This window comes from Microbacterium sp. X-17 (assembly GCF_039615055.1).
Window position 1 is genome coordinate 500,269 of record NZ_JBDHNI010000003.1, and the last position, 14,868, is coordinate 515,136.

Sequence of the window (14,868 nt, forward strand, 5' to 3'; positions counted from 1 at the left end):
GGCCAGTGTATGCATTGCACGTTACCGAATGTGACGAACGGCTCTGATCGAAAATCCGGCTTCTTCATGCAAGCGTTACAAACGCGCGCGCGGTTGGCGACTGCTCATTTGAGCAGGCCTACATCCTGACGCCGCAGGTGATGGGAAAAGCGGTCCGTCGCTCAGCCGATGATCGACTGCATAGCGTTCCAGCCCGAGCCGACGACGCGGGAGGCCGGCGTCCCATTCTGGCCGTCGAGCGGGCTCGGCACGTAGACGAGTTGCCCGTTGCCGTTCGGGCTGGCGATCAGGAGGCCTGAGCGGCCCGTGCCCTCCACGTCGGCGATCGACCATCCCCGCCACGCCTGGCCGCCGTCGGCGACCTGGGGGATCCACGCGTCCGACAGCAACGACCCGAACCCGGGGGTGCCGGCGGTCGTGCGATTCGGGTGCACCGCGTGTATCGCGTCGACGAGATCGGCGTAACCGTCGCCGTTGAGGTCGCCCAGCACCTGGCCAGGGCCTGCGGCGATCTGATCGGTGAGAAGGGAGCCCGACACGAACGGGCGATGCTGCGGGTCGCTGGCCGACACGTTCAGGTACTGGTACCAGCCCCAGGGGGTGCTGCCCACGATGTCCGCGTAGCCGTCGCCGTTGATGTCGCCCACCGCCAGGGTGAAGAAGTTCGACCAGCCGCTTCCGATCACGAGCCCGCTCGAGTATGGCGACCCCGTCGCGGAGTGCGCGATGCCGTTCGGGTACTCGACCAGCGCGCCGTCGCTGCGGATGGCCACGAGGTCGGCGAAGCCGTCGCCGTTGATGTCGCCGAGCGCGGGAAGCTTGGGGCCTGCAGGGAGGCTCCAGCCGGAGCCGACGACGCGGCCGGTGCTGAAGGGCGCTCCGCCGGCGTTCGACCGGATGCCGTTCGCGTAGAGCAGCAGGCGCCCGCCGCCGTCGATGGCGAGGAGGTCGCCGTAACCGTCGCCTGTGATGTCGGAGTCGTGGGACTTCGCGTGGATTCCCGCGGCGAGGGGCGGGCAGGTGTCGGTCGCCGTCACGGTGCCCTGGGCGACGTCGCCTTGGCGGCCGACAGCCGTCACCGTCCAGGTGAGCGCCCGTCCCGAGAGCTGCGGCGCGGGGTAGTCCACTGTGCGATCGAACGTCAACGTGCCGTCGGGAGCGGCGGTAGCGGTCCGGGTCCCACTCACGTCGTTGAGCGTGTAGGCATGTCCGGCCAGGTAGCCGCTCAGGGTGCCCTGGACGCGGATCGCGGTGCCTTCCACCCCGTGCGGGGTCAGATAGCGCGAGGGGCAGTCATACCCGACCGTCGGCGCGCCGGCGGGGGAGATTCCGCTCTCGCAGTCGTTCGTCGTCACCGGGGCCGTGGCCACGACCGCGCCAGCATGCCAGAGCTCGGCGACGAAGGGGTAGTTCGACTTCACATACACCGACGTCAACGTGGTGTCCGCCGTGCCTCCGCCCTGAGCGTCGACGGCGACGGCCCCCGGCTGGTACGGGGTCGACTCCCCGGCGGAGCGCTGAAGGCTCGCCTGATAGGCGTCGCCCGGCGTCAGGCCGGCGAAGGTCGCCGTGAGCCTCAGCGTGCGGTATCCGCCGTTCGACAACGCGCTGCAGTCCACCGTCGCGGCCACAGCGACGAACGGCGGCGATACCGTGGAGGCCGCACCAGCGGGCGCGACGAACGCCCCGCCGAGAACCACGGCCACGGCCAGGGCGAGGGCGGAGGCGAGGGCCGCGCGACCCGGCCTCCTCGTACGAGTCCGCGTCATCACGACACCACCGTCATCCGATAGGTCCAGCCCGAGCCGATCACCCGTCCCGGGGTCGTCGGCACCGGGCCGCCCTGGTCGATCCCGAACACGTACGCACCGCCCGGGGTCGCGCCCGCCACCGTCGCCGTCACCCGGATCGAGGTGTAGCTGCCGCCCTGGAGGCTCGAGCAGTCGACCGTCACCGCACCCGCGCCGATGAGGTTGGGCGCTGGAGCGGCCGCCTGCGCAGGAGCGCCGAGCAGCCCTCCGCCCAGAACAGCTGCCGCGATCACCGCGACGAGACCGACGAACGACCGACGCAGACGTGCGCCCACGTGAACCCCCTGAATTCCCGCCGGTCCGAGTGCGGCGGCGCGGATATCAACATACCGGCCGGAATGTCGATTGCGTTCACCCGCATACGAGGGGCGTCGATTTGGTATTGTCCCCGGTAGATGCGGGTTTCTGAGGGGGTTCTCATGAATGTTCGACGTGCGCGACGAGCGGGCCTCGGCATCGCGCTCACTGTCGCGATGGCGGGAGCCGCAGTTCTCGCCACAGGATCGCTCGAGGCACGTCCGGCGCACGCCGCCACGGCGAAGCCGAGTACGGTCACCACCGACTTCTTCTACTACACCGGCACACAGGGCTCCTACGCGGTGCCCGCCGGGATCAGCAAGCTCACCGTCGAGCTCAGCGGAGGTGCGAGCACACCGATCGGCGCGCCCACCAGCTCACGCAGCGGTCACATGGTGATCGACCTGGGCACGACCTACGCGGGCCAGACATTGACGTACCTGGTGGGAGGCAACGGGCTCGGCAGCGCAGCGGCGCCGGTCGGCACGCAGAACGCGGGCGGCGGCGGCACCTACCTCGCCGCCGGCAACACCCTCCTCGCGGTCGCGGGCGGCGGCGGCGGTAACGGCGGCGACACCACCGGCCAGACCACGACGACGACGATCGGCGGCACCGGTGGCTACGTGAACACGGGCGGAACCGCCGTCGCGGGCACGAGCGGCGCAGCCGGAACCAACCCGCAGGCGGTCGGCGGCGGCGCCTCCGGCACCACGCCGGGAACGCCGGGAACGAGCAGCACCGGCACCCCGGAGACGACCGGGTCGGCGGGCGGCGCCACGGCGTCCGTGTCCAACGGCGTCATCCAGCCCGCACTCGGAGGCTACGGCGCGCCGGGCGCGGGAGGCGGTGGCGGCGGCTACACCGGCGGCGGGGGCGGCAGCGTCTACGCGGCAGGGGGCACGACCTCCGCGGGTGCCGGTGGCGGCGGATCCGGCTATGTCGCTCCGGGGATCCCCGTGACGAGCAGCAGTGGGACGTCCGGGCTCGGCATCATCGCGTTCCGCTTCTACATCGACTTCAGCTTGACGGTGACTCCCACCTCCGTCGCCGGAGGATCGGCCCTCACCGCGACGGTCACCGGCCTCACCCGGCAGAACTGGTTCTCGCTCCGCCTCGACTCGATGAACGGGCCGCTGCTGTTCAGCGGCCTGACCGACCGCGTCGGCGGCGCGACCGTGAGCGTGACCATCCCCCCGGGCACCTCACCGGGCGACCACGTGCTCCATCTGCTCGAGAACGCCACCGAAGGCGGTGGAGGCACGCAGGGCGACAGCAACCCCTTCACCGTGACGGCGACGGTCTGGCGCCTGCACGACTTCAACGGCGATGGGCACCCCGACGTCATGGCACGCGACGCGGCCGGCGGGCTGCAGCTGTACCGGGGCGACGGCAGCGGCGGCTGGGGCCGCCCTGCGGCGACGCAGGTCGGTTCCGGCTGGAACCTGATGACCGCCGTCATCGCACCGGGGGACTTCAACGGCGACGGGCACCCCGATCTGTTGGCGCGCGACTCCGCGGGCGCCCTCTGGCTGTACCCGGGCGACGGCTCCGGCGGCTGGGGGACGCGCTCGCTCGTGGGCACGGGCTGGAACATCATGCGGTCGATCATCGCGGTCGGCGACTTCACCGGCGACGGGAACCCGGACGTCATGGGAATCGCGACCGACGGCACCCTGCGGCTCTATCCCGGCGACGGGCACGGGGGCTGGGGCTCACCCGCTGTCGTCGGTTCGGGCTGGGGCGTCATGAGCGCCGTGTTCTCCCCCGGCGACTTCGACGGCGACGGCTCGCCCGACCTCCTGGCGCGGGACGCCGGCGGCCGTCTCCTCCTCTACGGCCACAGCCCGGCCGGCTGGACGTCCGTGACGGCCGTGGGCTGGGGCTGGAACGGCATGAGCGCGATCCTGTCCGTGGGCGACTTCGACGGCGACGGAACCACCGACGTCATCGCCCGTGACTCGGGCGGCGACCTGTGGCTCTACCCGACCGATGGTGACGGCGGCTGGGGCGACCCGTATCCGATCGGCTCGGGCTGGAACGGGATGAGCTGGATCGGCTGACCACACGTACGGGAGGAGACGCGCTGCTACATCCAGCCGCGCTTCTTGAACACCACGTACAGCAGCGTGCTCAACCCCACCATCGCGAGCACCGCCAGCGGATACCCGAGCGGCCATGACAGCTCCGGCATGTTGTGGAAGTTCATCCCGTAGATGCCGGCGATCAGCGTCGGCGCGAAGAGGATCGCCGCCCACGAGGAGATCTTCTTGACCTCCTCGCCCTGGCGGTGCGTGGAGTGCGCCAGCCGCGTCATCTCCTCGTTCTGGCGTTCGGAGACCAGCGTCGAGTTCACGGTCAGGATGTCGCGCAGCAGGTAGCGGAAGCCGTCCACCCGCTCGTTGACCTGCGTGAGGTGGTCGGCCACGTCGCGCAGCCGCCGCTCCAGCTCTTCGGTGACGCCGTACTTCGCCGAGCCCCGCTCCAGCGCGACCATCACCGACGACAGCGGATGCGTCGCCCGCTGGAAGTCGATGACCTCCCGCGACAGCTCGTAGATGCGCCGGGAGACCAGCACGTCGCCGCCGAACACCTGGGTCTCGATCTCGTCGATGTCGTTGGCGAGCCCGGCGACGACCGGGCTGTACGCGTCCACGACGGCGTCGATGATCGCGTAGAGGATGGCCTGCGGGCCGAGCGCGAGGAGGTCGCGCTCGCGCTCCATCCGGTGCCGCACCGTGGAGAGGTCGGGCGACTCGCTGTGCCGCACCGTGATGACGAAGTTCGGCCCGACGAAGAGGTGCAGCTCGCCGAAGTCGACCTCCTCCGGCACGTCCAGGTAGCTGGCCGCCTTCAGCACGACGAACAGCACGGAGTCGTACCGCTCCAGCTTGGGCCGCTGGTGGGCGACGATCGCGTCCTCGATCGCCAGCGGGTGGAGGCTGAACTCCTCCGCCAGCGACATCAGTTCCTGCTCGGTCGGCCGGTACAGCCCGATCCAGGCCACGCCGCCCGGGGTGTCGTCCAGCGCGCGGTAGGTCTCGGCCAGGGTGCGCGGCGACGCGACCCGCACGCCGTCCGCGTAGATCGCGCTGTCCACCATGCTCGACCGGGAGGCGGCCCTCGGTTCGGTCAGGACGGGCTCAGGCGAACTGGGAGGATCGGCCCGCCGGGCTCGCGACACGAAGGGCATCGGGATGCCGCGTCGGTTCAGGTTCGCCAAGGTTCACCTCCTGGTGCGCGGAAAAAAGTGAGGTGGCCGACGCCCGGCGACCCGGGCGGCAGCGCCACCTAACTGTACGCGCGCAGCCCGCCGGTGCGCTCGGCCCCAGCGCTGCGGGCGCCGGTGCAGGCGTCGAGGATGACCTGCTCGTAGTGCCCGACGAGCTCGGAGCAGAGCACGTCCCAGCCGCGGCCGAGCACGCGCCGCCGGCCGGCCTCCCCCATCCGCAGGCGCAGCGGCGCGTCGGTGGCGAGCATGGAGACGGCGGCGCGCAGTCCGCGGTCGTCGGCCGGAGGGAAGAGGAGCCCGTCGACGCCGTGCTCGACGAGGTCGATCGGGCCGCCGGCGCGCGGGGCGACCACCGGCAGTCCGGAGGCGTGCGCCTCCTGGACCGTCTGCCCGAACGTCTCCTCGGAGCCGGTGTGGACGAACACGTCGAAGGCCGCGTAAGCGGCGGCGAGGTCGGCTCCCCCGAGCCGGCCGAGCCAGATGGTCGGGACGCCGTGGAGCTGCCGCTCGACGGCCTCCCGGGACGGCCCGTCCCCGACGATCGCGACCGAGACCCCCGGCAGCCCGCGCAGCACACGCAGCCGCTCGACCTGCTTCTCCGGCGCGATCCGGCCGACGTAGCCGACGACGACCTCCCCGTCCGGCGAGAGCCGCTCCCGCAGGGCGACGGCTTCGGCCGTGCGCCGATTGTTCGGGTGATACCGCTCCAGGTCCACGCCGCGCCCCCAGCGGGCCAGCCGCCGCACCCCGGCCTGGCGGAGGTCGTACTCGCTGGCCGACGAGGGGACGAGGGTGACATCCGCGCCCTCGTGCACCCAGCGCACGTACTTCCAGGCGATGGCGGCGGTCATCCCGAGCCCGTTGCGGCGCGCGAACCCGGCGACGTCGGTCTGGTAGATGGCGACGGAGGGCACGCCCACCCGGTTGGCGGCGGCGATGGCCTGCGCCCCCAGGAAGAAGGGAGAGGCCGCATGTAGCACATCGGGCTCGAACCTGGCAAGGATCCGCTGCACCTGCGGGCTGGGCAGCCCGACCGGGAACTGCCGGTACGCGATGGAGGGCACCTGGTGGATGCGGTACCCCGCATACTCCTCCGGTGCCCCGGCCTCCGGACAGATGACGATCGCTTCATGGCCCTCCGCGGCCAGATGATCGAGCACCCGGAGGACGCTGGTGGTCACCCCGTTCACTGTGGGGAGGAAGCTCTCGCTGACGACGGCGACCCGCATGACCTCAGTGTCGCGGTGGGGAATGTCCCGGCTGTGAACGGAAGGTGTCCAGAACCGCTCGGTATCCTTTCGTCATGACTTCTCTTGGCGCGCTCGACCGGTTCTACAGCATCATCCCGGCGGGTGGGATCGGCTCCCGGCTGTGGCCGCTCTCGCGGGCCGACGCCCCGAAGTTCCTGCACGACCTGACCGGATCGGGTCAGACCCTGCTGCGGAACACCTGGGACCGGCTCGCTCCGATCTCCGGCGAGCAGCGGATCATGGTCGTCACCGGACGCGCCCACCGGGCCGCCGTGGAGGCGCAGCTGCCCGCGCTGGCCGACGCCAACGTGGTCCTCGAGTCCGAGCCGCGGGACTCCACCGCCGCCATCGGCCTGGCCGCGGCCATCCTGCAGCGCCGTGAGCCCGGTGTCATCGTCGGGTCGTTCGCCGCCGATCACGTCATTCGCAACACACGGCTGTTCGCCTCCACCGTCAAGGAGGCCGTCGCGGCCGCCGACGCCGGCTACATCACGACCATCGGGATCAAGCCGACCGAGCCCGCCGTCGGGTTCGGCTACATCCGCTGCGGCGGCGAGCTGACCGTGACCGGCGCCCCGAGCGCGCTCGCGGTCAAGGCGTTCGTGGAGAAGCCCGACCTGCCGACCGCCGAGAGCTACCTCGACAGCGGCTCGTACCTCTGGAACGCTGGCATGTTCATCGCGCGCGCCGACCTACTCCTGGAGGAGATCGGGCGCAACAAGCCGGCGCTCCTCGCCGGGCTCCTCGAGCTCGCGGAGGCCTGGGACGACCCGGCCACCCGCGGCCCCGCCGTCGACCGGATCTGGCCGAAGCTGGAGAAGATCGCGATCGACTACTCCGTCGCCGAGCCCGCCGCGGCCGCCGGCAGGCTCGCGGTCATCCCCGGCTACTTCGACTGGGACGACGTGGGCGACTTCGCCTCGCTCTCCAAGCTGAACTCGGGCGGGCGCACCACGGACCTCGCGATCCTCGGCGAGAACGCCCGCGTGCTCGCGGACGCCTCCAGCGGCATCGTCGTCACCCAGACCAAGCGCGTCATCAGCCTGATCGGCGTGAAGGACATCGTCATCGTCGACACGCCCGACGCGCTGCTGGTCACGACGACCGACAACGCGCAGCGGGTGAAGTCCGTGGTGGACGCGCTGAAGGTGACCGGCTCGACCGACGTTCTCTGAGCCGCAGGCCCCGCGGCCCTCAGTCGACCACGGAGGGGCCGCCCTGCACGTCCCTCGCGATCCGGCTGATCTCCTCATCGGTCGCGTCGATGCCGGAGTCGCCCAGCCGCTGCCGCAGCACGCGCTCGCTGTCCTCCAGCGGAAGGAGCTGCATGTCGGCGCGCATCTGCTCGACGATCCCGGCGATCCTCGCCTCGCGATCGGCCTGCACCCCGCCGTCCATGATCGGTTCGTCCTGCGTCATGCCGCGGACGGTACGCCGCGGGCCGGCGGGGTCAACCGGCCGCGCCCCATTTATCTCGACGTCGAGATAACCAAGGTCACCCTAAGCAGCGCGCACGCGCCCCGCGGCATAGACTTGCCACGCGCTTCGTGCGCCTACTTTCAGCGATCGCAACCAGGGAGGGTTGTTCGTGCCAGAGCAAGCGGCAGGGACCCTGCAACCGACGAAGTCGAGGCCGGGCGGCACGCTGTACCGCGGCCGTGAGGGCATGTGGTCGTGGGTGCTTCACCGCATCACCGGCGTCGCCATCTTCTTCTTCCTTCTCGTCCACATCCTCGACACCTCGCTCGTCCGGGTCAGCCCCGAGGCGTACAACGCGGTGATCGGCACCTACAAGAACCCGATCATGGGATTCGGGGAGATGGCGCTCGTCGCGGCGATCATCTTCCACGCCTTCAACGGCATCCGGATCATCCTGATCGACTTCTGGAGCAAGGGCGTCAAGTACCAGAAGGTCATGTTCTGGATCGTCATCGTGCTCTGGGTGATCCTCATGGCCGGCTTCGTGCCGACCCAGCTCATCCACATCTTCTCGGAGGTGAACTGACGTGACGACCATCGAGGCTCCGCGCACGCCGGCCCGTCCGGCCCGCACGGGCGTCAACTGGGAGAAGTGGGGCTGGATCTACATGCGGGCCTCCGGCCTCGTGCTGGTGATCCTCATCTTCGGCCACCTGCTGATCAACCTCGTTCTCGGCGACGGCGTCAAGCAGATCGACTTCGCGTTCGTCGCGGGCAAGTACGCCACGCCGTTCTGGCAGGTCTGGGACCTGCTCATGCTGTGGCTCGCGCTCATCCACGGCGGCAACGGCATGCGCACGCTGATCAACGACTACGCCCACAACGTCATGGTCAACCGCATCCTCAAGTGGGCGGTCCTGGCGGCGGTCGTCGTGCTCATCGTGCTCGGCACGCTCGTGATCTTCACCTTCGACCCGTGCCCGGCGGGAGCCCACGCGGCCGACCTGCCTTCGTTCTGCCCGGCCAAGTGACTGACTGACGGAAACCAAACGCTGTGACAACTGAAACCACCGAATCCACCGTCATCGACGGCGTCCACTACCACGAGTTCGACATCGTCATCGTCGGCGCTGGCGGCGCCGGCATGCGCGCGGCCATCGAAGCCGGCCCGCACGCCAAGACCGCGGTGATCTCGAAGCTCTACCCCACCCGCTCCCACACCGGCGCGGCGCAGGGCGGCATGGCCGCGGCGCTCGCCAACGTGGAGGAGGACAGCTGGGAGTGGCACACCTTCGACACCGTCAAGGGCGGCGACTACCTGGTCGACCAGGACGCGGCGGAGATCCTCGCCAAGGAGGCCATCGACGCGGTCATCGACCTGGAGAACATGGGCCTGCCGTTCAACCGCACGCCCGAGGGCAAGATCGACCAGCGGCGCTTCGGCGGCCACACCCGCGACCACGGCAAGGCGCCGGTCCGCCGGGCGTGCTACGCGGCCGACCGCACCGGCCACATGATCCTGCAGACGCTGTTCCAGAACTGCGTCAAGCTCGGCATCAACTTCTTCAACGAGTTCTACGTCCTCGACGTGATCATGAACGAGGTGGACGGCGTCGACCAGCCCGCCGGTGTCGTCGCGTACGAGCTGGCCACCGGCGAGCTGCACGTCTTCCACTCCAAGGCGATCGTCTTCGCGACCGGCGGCTTCGGCAAGATCTACAAGACGACCTCCAACGCCCACACCCTCACCGGTGACGGCGTCGGTATCATCTGGCGCAAGAAGCTCCCGCTGGAGGACATGGAGTTCTTCCAGTTCCACCCGACCGGCCTCGCCGGCCTCGGCATCCTCCTCACCGAGGGCGCACGTGGCGAGGGCGCGATTCTCCGCAACGCCTCGGGCGAGCGGTTCATGGAGCGCTACGCCCCGACCATCAAAGACCTCGCGCCGCGCGACATCGTCGCCCGCTGCATGGTCCAGGAGGTCGCGGAGGGCCGCGGCGCCGGACCGCACAAGGACTACGTCCTCCTCGACTGCACCCACCTGGGCGCGGAGGTGTTGGAGACCAAGCTCCCCGACATCACCGAGTTCGCCCGCACCTACCTCGGCGTCGACCCCGTGGTCGAGCCGGTTCCGGTCATGCCGACCGCGCACTACGCGATGGGCGGCATCCCGACCAACAACAACGCCGAGGTGCTGCGCGACAACACCACCGTCGTCCCCGGCCTCTACGCCGCCGGCGAGTGCGCGTGCGTGTCGGTGCACGGCTCCAACCGCCTCGGCACCAACTCGCTGCTCGACATCAACGTGTTCGGCAAGCGCGCCGGCAACAACGCGGTCGAGTACGTCAAGACCGCCACGGCCGTCCCGCTGCCGGCGGACCCGGCCAAGGCCGTCCGCGACATGATCGACGGGCTCCGCAACGGCACGGGCACCGAGCGCATCGCCGCGATCCGCAAGGAACTGCAGGACGAGATGGACCGGAACGCCCAGGTGTTCCGCACCGACGAGTCGCTCGAGAAGGTCACCGGCACGATCCACCGCCTGCGTGAGCGCTACAAGAACATCGTGGTGCAGGACAAGGGCAAGCGCTTCAACACCGACCTCCTGGAGGCCGTCGAGCTGGGCTTCCTGCTCGACCTGGCCGAGGTGGTCGTCTTCTCGGCCCGCAACCGCAAGGAGTCGCGCGGCGGTCACATGCGCGACGACTACCCGAAGCGCGACGACGAGAACTACATGCAGCACACGATGGCCTACCTCACCGGCGACCCGCACTCCGCCGACGCGGCAGACCACATCACGCTCGATTGGAAGCCGGTCGTCGTGACCCGCTACCAGCCGATGGAGAGGAAGTACTGATGTCCAGCGCCGTGCTCGAGACTCCCCCGGCCCCCGAGGCCCCGATCCAGTCGTTCACCGTGACGCTCATCATCCGCCGGTTCGACCCCGACGTGGACACCGAGCCGCGCTGGCAGGACTTCGACGTGGAGCTCTACCCGACCGACCGCATCCTCGACGCCCTGCACAAGATCAAGTGGGAGCAGGACGGCTCGCTGACGTTCCGCCGCTCGTGCGCCCACGGCATCTGCGGTTCGGATGCCATGCGCATCAACGGCCGCAACCGCCTCGCCTGCAAGACGCTGATCAAGGACCTGGACATCTCCAAGCCGATCTACGTCGAGGCGATCAAGGGCCTGCCGCTGGAGAAGGACCTCATCGTCGACATGGAGCCGTTCTTCGCGAGCTACCGCGAGGTGCAGCCGTTCCTGGTCGCCAACTCGAAGCCGGAGAAGGGCAAGGAGCGCGTCCAGTCGGTCGCCGACCGCGCCCGCTTCGACGACACCACGAAGTGCATCCTGTGCGCCGCGTGCACGTCGTCCTGCCCGGTCTTCTGGACGGACGGCCAGTACTTCGGCCCGGCGGCGATCGTCAACGCGCACCGTTTCATCTTCGACTCGCGCGACGACAACTCGCAGGTGCGGCTCGACATCCTCAACGACAAGGAGGGCGTGTGGCGCTGCCGCACGACCTTCAACTGCACCGACGCGTGCCCCCGCGGCATCCAGGTGACCCAGGCCATCGCCGAGGTCAAGCAGGCCATCATGCGCGGCAAGGTCTGACCTCGCCCGAACGACGAAAAGGCGCCCCCGGTCTCCCGGGGGCGCCTTTTCGTCGTTCTCCGTGCGTCAGCGGGTGACGGCGAAGTAGCTGTACTGGCTCGTGCCGATGTCCCGGATGCCGACCAGGCCGGCGACCTGCTTGGGACGCAGCACCGGACTGATGCGGTTGCCGTTGCCGTTCTCGCCCGAGCCGTTGTAGCCCCAGTGCCAGACCGAGCCGTCGTTCTTGAGTGCGAGGCCCGAGTGGGTGTTGAACACGACCTTCTTCACGTCGGTGAGCCCGTTGTCGAAGACGCCCACGGGGTAGCCGCCGTTCACGCCCTGTCCGTTGGACGCGAGGTCACTCGTGCCCCAGATGCGCATCGATCCGTCGCTGCGGACGATCGCCGTGTTGTACCAGCCGGCGAAGAGCTGCCGCGCGTCCGTCGCACCGGGGACCTGCAGAACCTGCGCTCGGGCGGCGATGGAGGTCACGCCGAGCATGTCGTACAGACCGCAGCCCCAGCCCCACACGGTGTGGTCCTCCATGATGACGTGACCGCCGTAGAAGTGTGCCGAGACGTCGATCGCTCGATATCCCTCCGGCAGCTTCACCCGGGTGGGCACCCAGGTGCGCACGGCGAGGCCGTCGCCTCGGGCCTGGTAGGCGGTGTCGCCCCACGACCAGACGGCGCCGTTCTCGTCGAGCGCGTAGACGTTCCACAGCGCGGCCGCGACCTTGACGATCTTGCCGGCTTCCGGCGGGAACTGCACCTCGGAGGGCGTCCGCTTGTAGCCGCCCTGGTCGGTCGTGACCCCGTCGCCGAGCATCGCGTAGGCACGGTACCCCCACGACAGCACCCGGCCGTCCGACATCAGCGCGTAGTGGGCGTAGTACCCGGAGACCACATCGGTCGCGCCGGGGAAGGTGCCCACACTCACCGGCTCGGCGTTCAGCGGGCTGTAACCGGGGATTCCCGGAATCCCATAGCCCCAACCCCAGATCTGGCCGGTGGCCGGATCGAGCGCGAACTGGCTCACACCGGCCGAACGGCCGGCCCGGAGGCCGCTGATGTCGGGAATCGTCACGCCGAGCGGGACCGTCGAGTCACCCGCGGCGATCCCGGCCCCGAGCACCCCGAGGTAGTTGTAGCCCCACGAGACGATGGCGGCGTCCCGGAAGACACGGAGGACGGCGGGTGCGGCGCTGGCCGTCTTGCCCGCCGCCGTCGCCTCGGCCCGCAGTTCGAGAGAGCCCTGCCACGGTCCCGACGTGATCTGCGGCAGCACCAGCACCCCCGACGCCGACGTGATGCCGACGTACGTGGTCCCTGCTGCGAAGCGTGCGGTGGGCCGCGCGAGCCCGGCCACGCCCTCACCGGGATGCTCGATCCCGGGCTCGCCCGTGCCGTCCTCCGCACCAGGGCCGGTGACATCATCAGGATCGACGATCGTGACCGTCACCTGCGCGTTCCCTACCGGCCCCTTCGGGTCGATGACGGTCACCGTCACCGCACCGCCGGGAAGACCCGTACTCGGTGCGATCGTATAGATGCTCCTGTTGAAGGTCGCGGTCAACGTCGTCGGCGGCGGCGAGGAGGCGAACGCCGGAGCAGCGGTCGACGCGACGATCGCGGGCGCCGCCCACGCCGCGGTCTTCGCGATCGTGCGGCGGGAGATGGAGGAGGAGACCGAGGTCGACTCCGGTGTTTCGCTCATAGTGAGCCCTTTCCTTGTCGGTCAGTGCGTTCCACATTCGGCACGATGGCTCGGCTCGATTGTGTCCACGCCGATATCGCAGCCGGTCGGCTGCTTCTTCGAGTGGTCGGCTATCTCTGCGGGTAGTCGCTCGCCCACACCAGTGGGAACCCGTCCTCCGGGTGCCCCGGGCTGAACGCCAGGAGATATGTGAAGGACTGACCGGCCGGCGCCGTCAGGATCAGTGAGAAGGTGTCGGGCCCGGTCATCGCCGGGGAGCCCACGATCTTCCCGGTCGACACCGCGGATTGTACGGCGATCGTGAAATCGGCCGGCAGCGTCGTGCCCGGGGGCAGGATGACCCTTCCGGTGACCGTGAGCGGCCCACGCCGCCGTCTTGGCGAGGGTGCGGCGCGTGATGAGTCGCGGGCTCTCCTCGTCGGGGTGGTGCATTGAGTTTCTTTCGGCCCTGTAACATTTATTATCGAAATCTTAGCAGCTAACCGTGAAACCGCGCAAGGTTCATCGGATACGTGTTTTTTCGCCGTGATCGCGGCCACTCTCAGCGGGTGACGTGCGAAGTCACCCGGAGCGCGTGGGTGCACATGCCGAAGGGGCCCCGGGAAACCGGGACCCCTTCGGCGGACGAGCGATCAGTTGTAGCGGTGATCCCGCTACGAGGGCTAGGAAACCGTGCCGCTGTAGGTCCAGACCGTAGCAAGCGGGATCTCGTTCACGGGGGTATTGATATCCGTGACCACACTCATGACGAGGAACTCTCCGAAGAGTTTGCTGACCATATCCTGTTTGACGACGAGCGTGAAGGTGTTGTCGCTCCTGTTGAGGTGAACCGCGGTAAGGGGATTAGGGTCATAGATGCTCCAGCCCTCCTGGCCCGAGAAGGCAGCGAGTGTGAAGTCATCGGCGAGGACCGTACCTTCGGGCAGTTCAAGCCTTCCGGAGAGCTGCGTGAGCGCTCCGGGCACCGTCTGGAAGTAGGGCTGGTTCCACACGATGGTGGGGATTCCCGCGGGAAGAACGACGGGCGGCGCAACCGCCTCTTTCTGGAGCACGACCGTGCCGGACTTCCAGTCCGGGTAGTTGGAGCTCGAAACGGTCAGCGTGCCGTCCGCGATATCTCCGTCTCCGGTCGCTCGCACGAGCACCGAGAAGGTCCCGTCGCTGACGACGGGCTGGACCAGCACCTCGTAGCCGTCGGAGCACGTAGCGACGAGGAGCATGTCGGCGGGGAACTCTCCGCCGGTCAGAGTCAGGGTTCCCTCGGCGAGTTCCGAGAAGCTCTTCTTCGCGGTCAGCGTGTACGAGCTTTCCTTGAAGCCGATGGTACCGCTGGAGGTGCCGTTGCCGTCGGAGGCGGCGTGGGCCGGCGAGGCAGCGGCGAGGGCGATGGCCGGGGCCGCCCAGGCGGCCGTCTTGGCGACTGTGCGCCGGGAGACGAGGCGGGGAGCCTCGGAATCGGGTGTGTTGTTCACGAGAGGTGGCCTTTCAATGGCGTTTAGAATTTCTCACGCCAATCTTACCCGCCAAAACCGAGAATTTGCTTATC

Annotated in this window: 14 protein-coding genes; 6 read left to right on the forward strand and 8 right to left on the reverse strand. The window is 69.1% G+C overall.

All coding sequences use genetic code 11. The features are described from left to right. Positions 1-161 precede the first annotated feature (161 nt). Both ABCS02_RS16710 and ABCS02_RS16715 read right to left on the reverse strand, forming a co-directional pair. Positions 162-1,769, reverse strand: coding sequence for a VCBS repeat-containing protein (locus ABCS02_RS16710; protein WP_345836794.1), 1,608 nt, complete (start codon positions 1,767-1,769; stop codon positions 162-164). Further along, positions 1,769-2,086 (reverse strand): hypothetical protein, encoded by a 318-nt coding sequence (locus ABCS02_RS16715; protein ID WP_345836795.1) that lies wholly within the window; start codon positions 2,084-2,086, stop codon positions 1,769-1,771. Before ABCS02_RS16715 ends, ABCS02_RS16710 begins: the two co-directional genes overlap by 1 nt. Positions 2,087-2,230: 144 nt before the next feature. Between ABCS02_RS16715 and ABCS02_RS16720 the strand changes: the two genes are divergently transcribed. Further along, positions 2,231-4,168: a VCBS repeat-containing protein gene (locus tag ABCS02_RS16720; RefSeq protein ID WP_345836796.1), complete on the forward strand. Its 1,938-nt coding sequence runs from the start codon at positions 2,231-2,233 to the stop codon at positions 4,166-4,168. 26 nt (positions 4,169-4,194) lie between these two features. Here the strand turns inward: ABCS02_RS16720 and ABCS02_RS16725 are convergent, their stop codons facing one another. Next, positions 4,195-5,328 carry a magnesium and cobalt transport protein CorA gene (locus ABCS02_RS16725; RefSeq protein WP_345836797.1) on the reverse strand — a complete coding sequence of 378 codons (1,134 nt, stop codon included), beginning with the start codon at positions 5,326-5,328 and terminating at the stop codon, positions 4,195-4,197. 68 nt (positions 5,329-5,396) lie between these two features. Continuing rightward, positions 5,397-6,566 carry a glycosyltransferase family 1 protein gene (locus ABCS02_RS16730; protein ID WP_345836798.1) on the reverse strand — a complete coding sequence of 390 codons (1,170 nt, stop codon included), beginning with the start codon at positions 6,564-6,566 and terminating at the stop codon, positions 5,397-5,399. Positions 6,567-6,640: 74 nt separating this feature from the next. Here ABCS02_RS16730 and ABCS02_RS16735 point away from each other — a divergent pair, with 74 nt between their 5' ends. Beyond that, positions 6,641-7,762 carry a mannose-1-phosphate guanylyltransferase gene (locus ABCS02_RS16735; protein WP_345836799.1) on the forward strand — a complete coding sequence of 374 codons (1,122 nt, stop codon included), beginning with the start codon at positions 6,641-6,643 and terminating at the stop codon, positions 7,760-7,762. Between the two features lie 19 nt (positions 7,763-7,781). On the opposite strand, the gene ABCS02_RS16740 is transcribed toward ABCS02_RS16735, so the two are convergent. Continuing rightward, positions 7,782-8,006, reverse strand: coding sequence for a hypothetical protein (locus ABCS02_RS16740; RefSeq protein WP_345836800.1), 225 nt, complete (start codon positions 8,004-8,006; stop codon positions 7,782-7,784). 169 nt (positions 8,007-8,175) lie between these two features. On the opposite strand from ABCS02_RS16740, the gene sdhC reads away from it, so the two are divergent. From sdhC to ABCS02_RS16760, 4 genes are read left to right on the forward strand one after another with little or no spacing between them, the layout of a single operon-like run. Continuing rightward, complete coding sequence (gene sdhC / locus ABCS02_RS16745; protein ID WP_345836801.1) at positions 8,176-8,592, forward strand: succinate dehydrogenase, cytochrome b556 subunit; 417 nt, start codon at positions 8,176-8,178, stop codon at positions 8,590-8,592. Position 8,593: 1 nt separating this feature from the next. Further along, positions 8,594-9,037, forward strand: a complete 444-nt coding sequence (locus ABCS02_RS16750; RefSeq protein WP_345836802.1) for a succinate dehydrogenase hydrophobic membrane anchor subunit — start codon at positions 8,594-8,596, stop codon at positions 9,035-9,037. 23 nt (positions 9,038-9,060) lie between these two features. Continuing rightward, positions 9,061-10,863, forward strand: a complete 1,803-nt coding sequence (sdhA, locus tag ABCS02_RS16755) for a succinate dehydrogenase flavoprotein subunit (RefSeq protein ID WP_345836803.1) — start codon at positions 9,061-9,063, stop codon at positions 10,861-10,863. After that, positions 10,863-11,624, forward strand: a complete 762-nt coding sequence (locus tag ABCS02_RS16760) for a succinate dehydrogenase iron-sulfur subunit (RefSeq protein WP_345836804.1) — start codon at positions 10,863-10,865, stop codon at positions 11,622-11,624. The genes sdhA and ABCS02_RS16760 overlap by 1 nt, the downstream gene beginning before the upstream one ends. Before the next feature lie 66 nt (positions 11,625-11,690). Here ABCS02_RS16760 and ABCS02_RS16765 read toward each other — a convergent pair whose 3' ends face one another. The 3 genes from ABCS02_RS16765 to ABCS02_RS16775 all read right to left on the reverse strand — a co-directional run bounded on the left by ABCS02_RS16765 (position 11,691) and on the right by ABCS02_RS16775 (position 14,794). Then, entirely contained in the window at positions 11,691-13,322 is a 1,632-nt protein-coding gene (locus tag ABCS02_RS16765) for a hypothetical protein (RefSeq protein WP_345836805.1), read from the reverse strand. Between the two features lie 110 nt (positions 13,323-13,432). After that, positions 13,433-13,603, reverse strand: a complete 171-nt coding sequence (locus tag ABCS02_RS16770) for a hypothetical protein (protein ID WP_345836806.1) — start codon at positions 13,601-13,603, stop codon at positions 13,433-13,435. 381 nt (positions 13,604-13,984) lie between these two features. After that, on the reverse strand, positions 13,985-14,794 hold the full coding sequence (locus ABCS02_RS16775) for a hypothetical protein (protein WP_345836807.1): 810 nt from the start codon (positions 14,792-14,794) through the stop codon (positions 13,985-13,987). Positions 14,795-14,868 lie beyond the last annotated feature (74 nt).

What these genes read in the sequence shown, in the direction of transcription:
- ABCS02_RS16730 (WP_345836798.1), bottom strand. Translation starts at nt 6,566, where the DNA reads ATGCGGGTCGCCGTCGTCAGCGAGAGCTTCCTCCCCACAGTGAACGGG.
- ABCS02_RS16760 (WP_345836804.1), top strand. Translation starts at nt 10,863, where the DNA reads ATGTCCAGCGCCGTGCTCGAGACTCCCCCGGCCCCCGAGGCCCCGATC.
- ABCS02_RS16720 (WP_345836796.1), top strand. Translation starts at nt 2,231, where the DNA reads ATGAATGTTCGACGTGCGCGACGAGCGGGCCTCGGCATCGCGCTCACT.
- ABCS02_RS16765 (WP_345836805.1), bottom strand. Translation starts at nt 13,322, where the DNA reads ATGAGCGAAACACCGGAGTCGACCTCGGTCTCCTCCTCCATCTCCCGC.
- ABCS02_RS16740 (WP_345836800.1), bottom strand. Translation starts at nt 8,006, where the DNA reads ATGACGCAGGACGAACCGATCATGGACGGCGGGGTGCAGGCCGATCGC.
- ABCS02_RS16735 (WP_345836799.1), top strand. Translation starts at nt 6,641, where the DNA reads ATGACTTCTCTTGGCGCGCTCGACCGGTTCTACAGCATCATCCCGGCG.
- ABCS02_RS16710 (WP_345836794.1), bottom strand. Translation starts at nt 1,769, where the DNA reads ATGACGCGGACTCGTACGAGGAGGCCGGGTCGCGCGGCCCTCGCCTCC.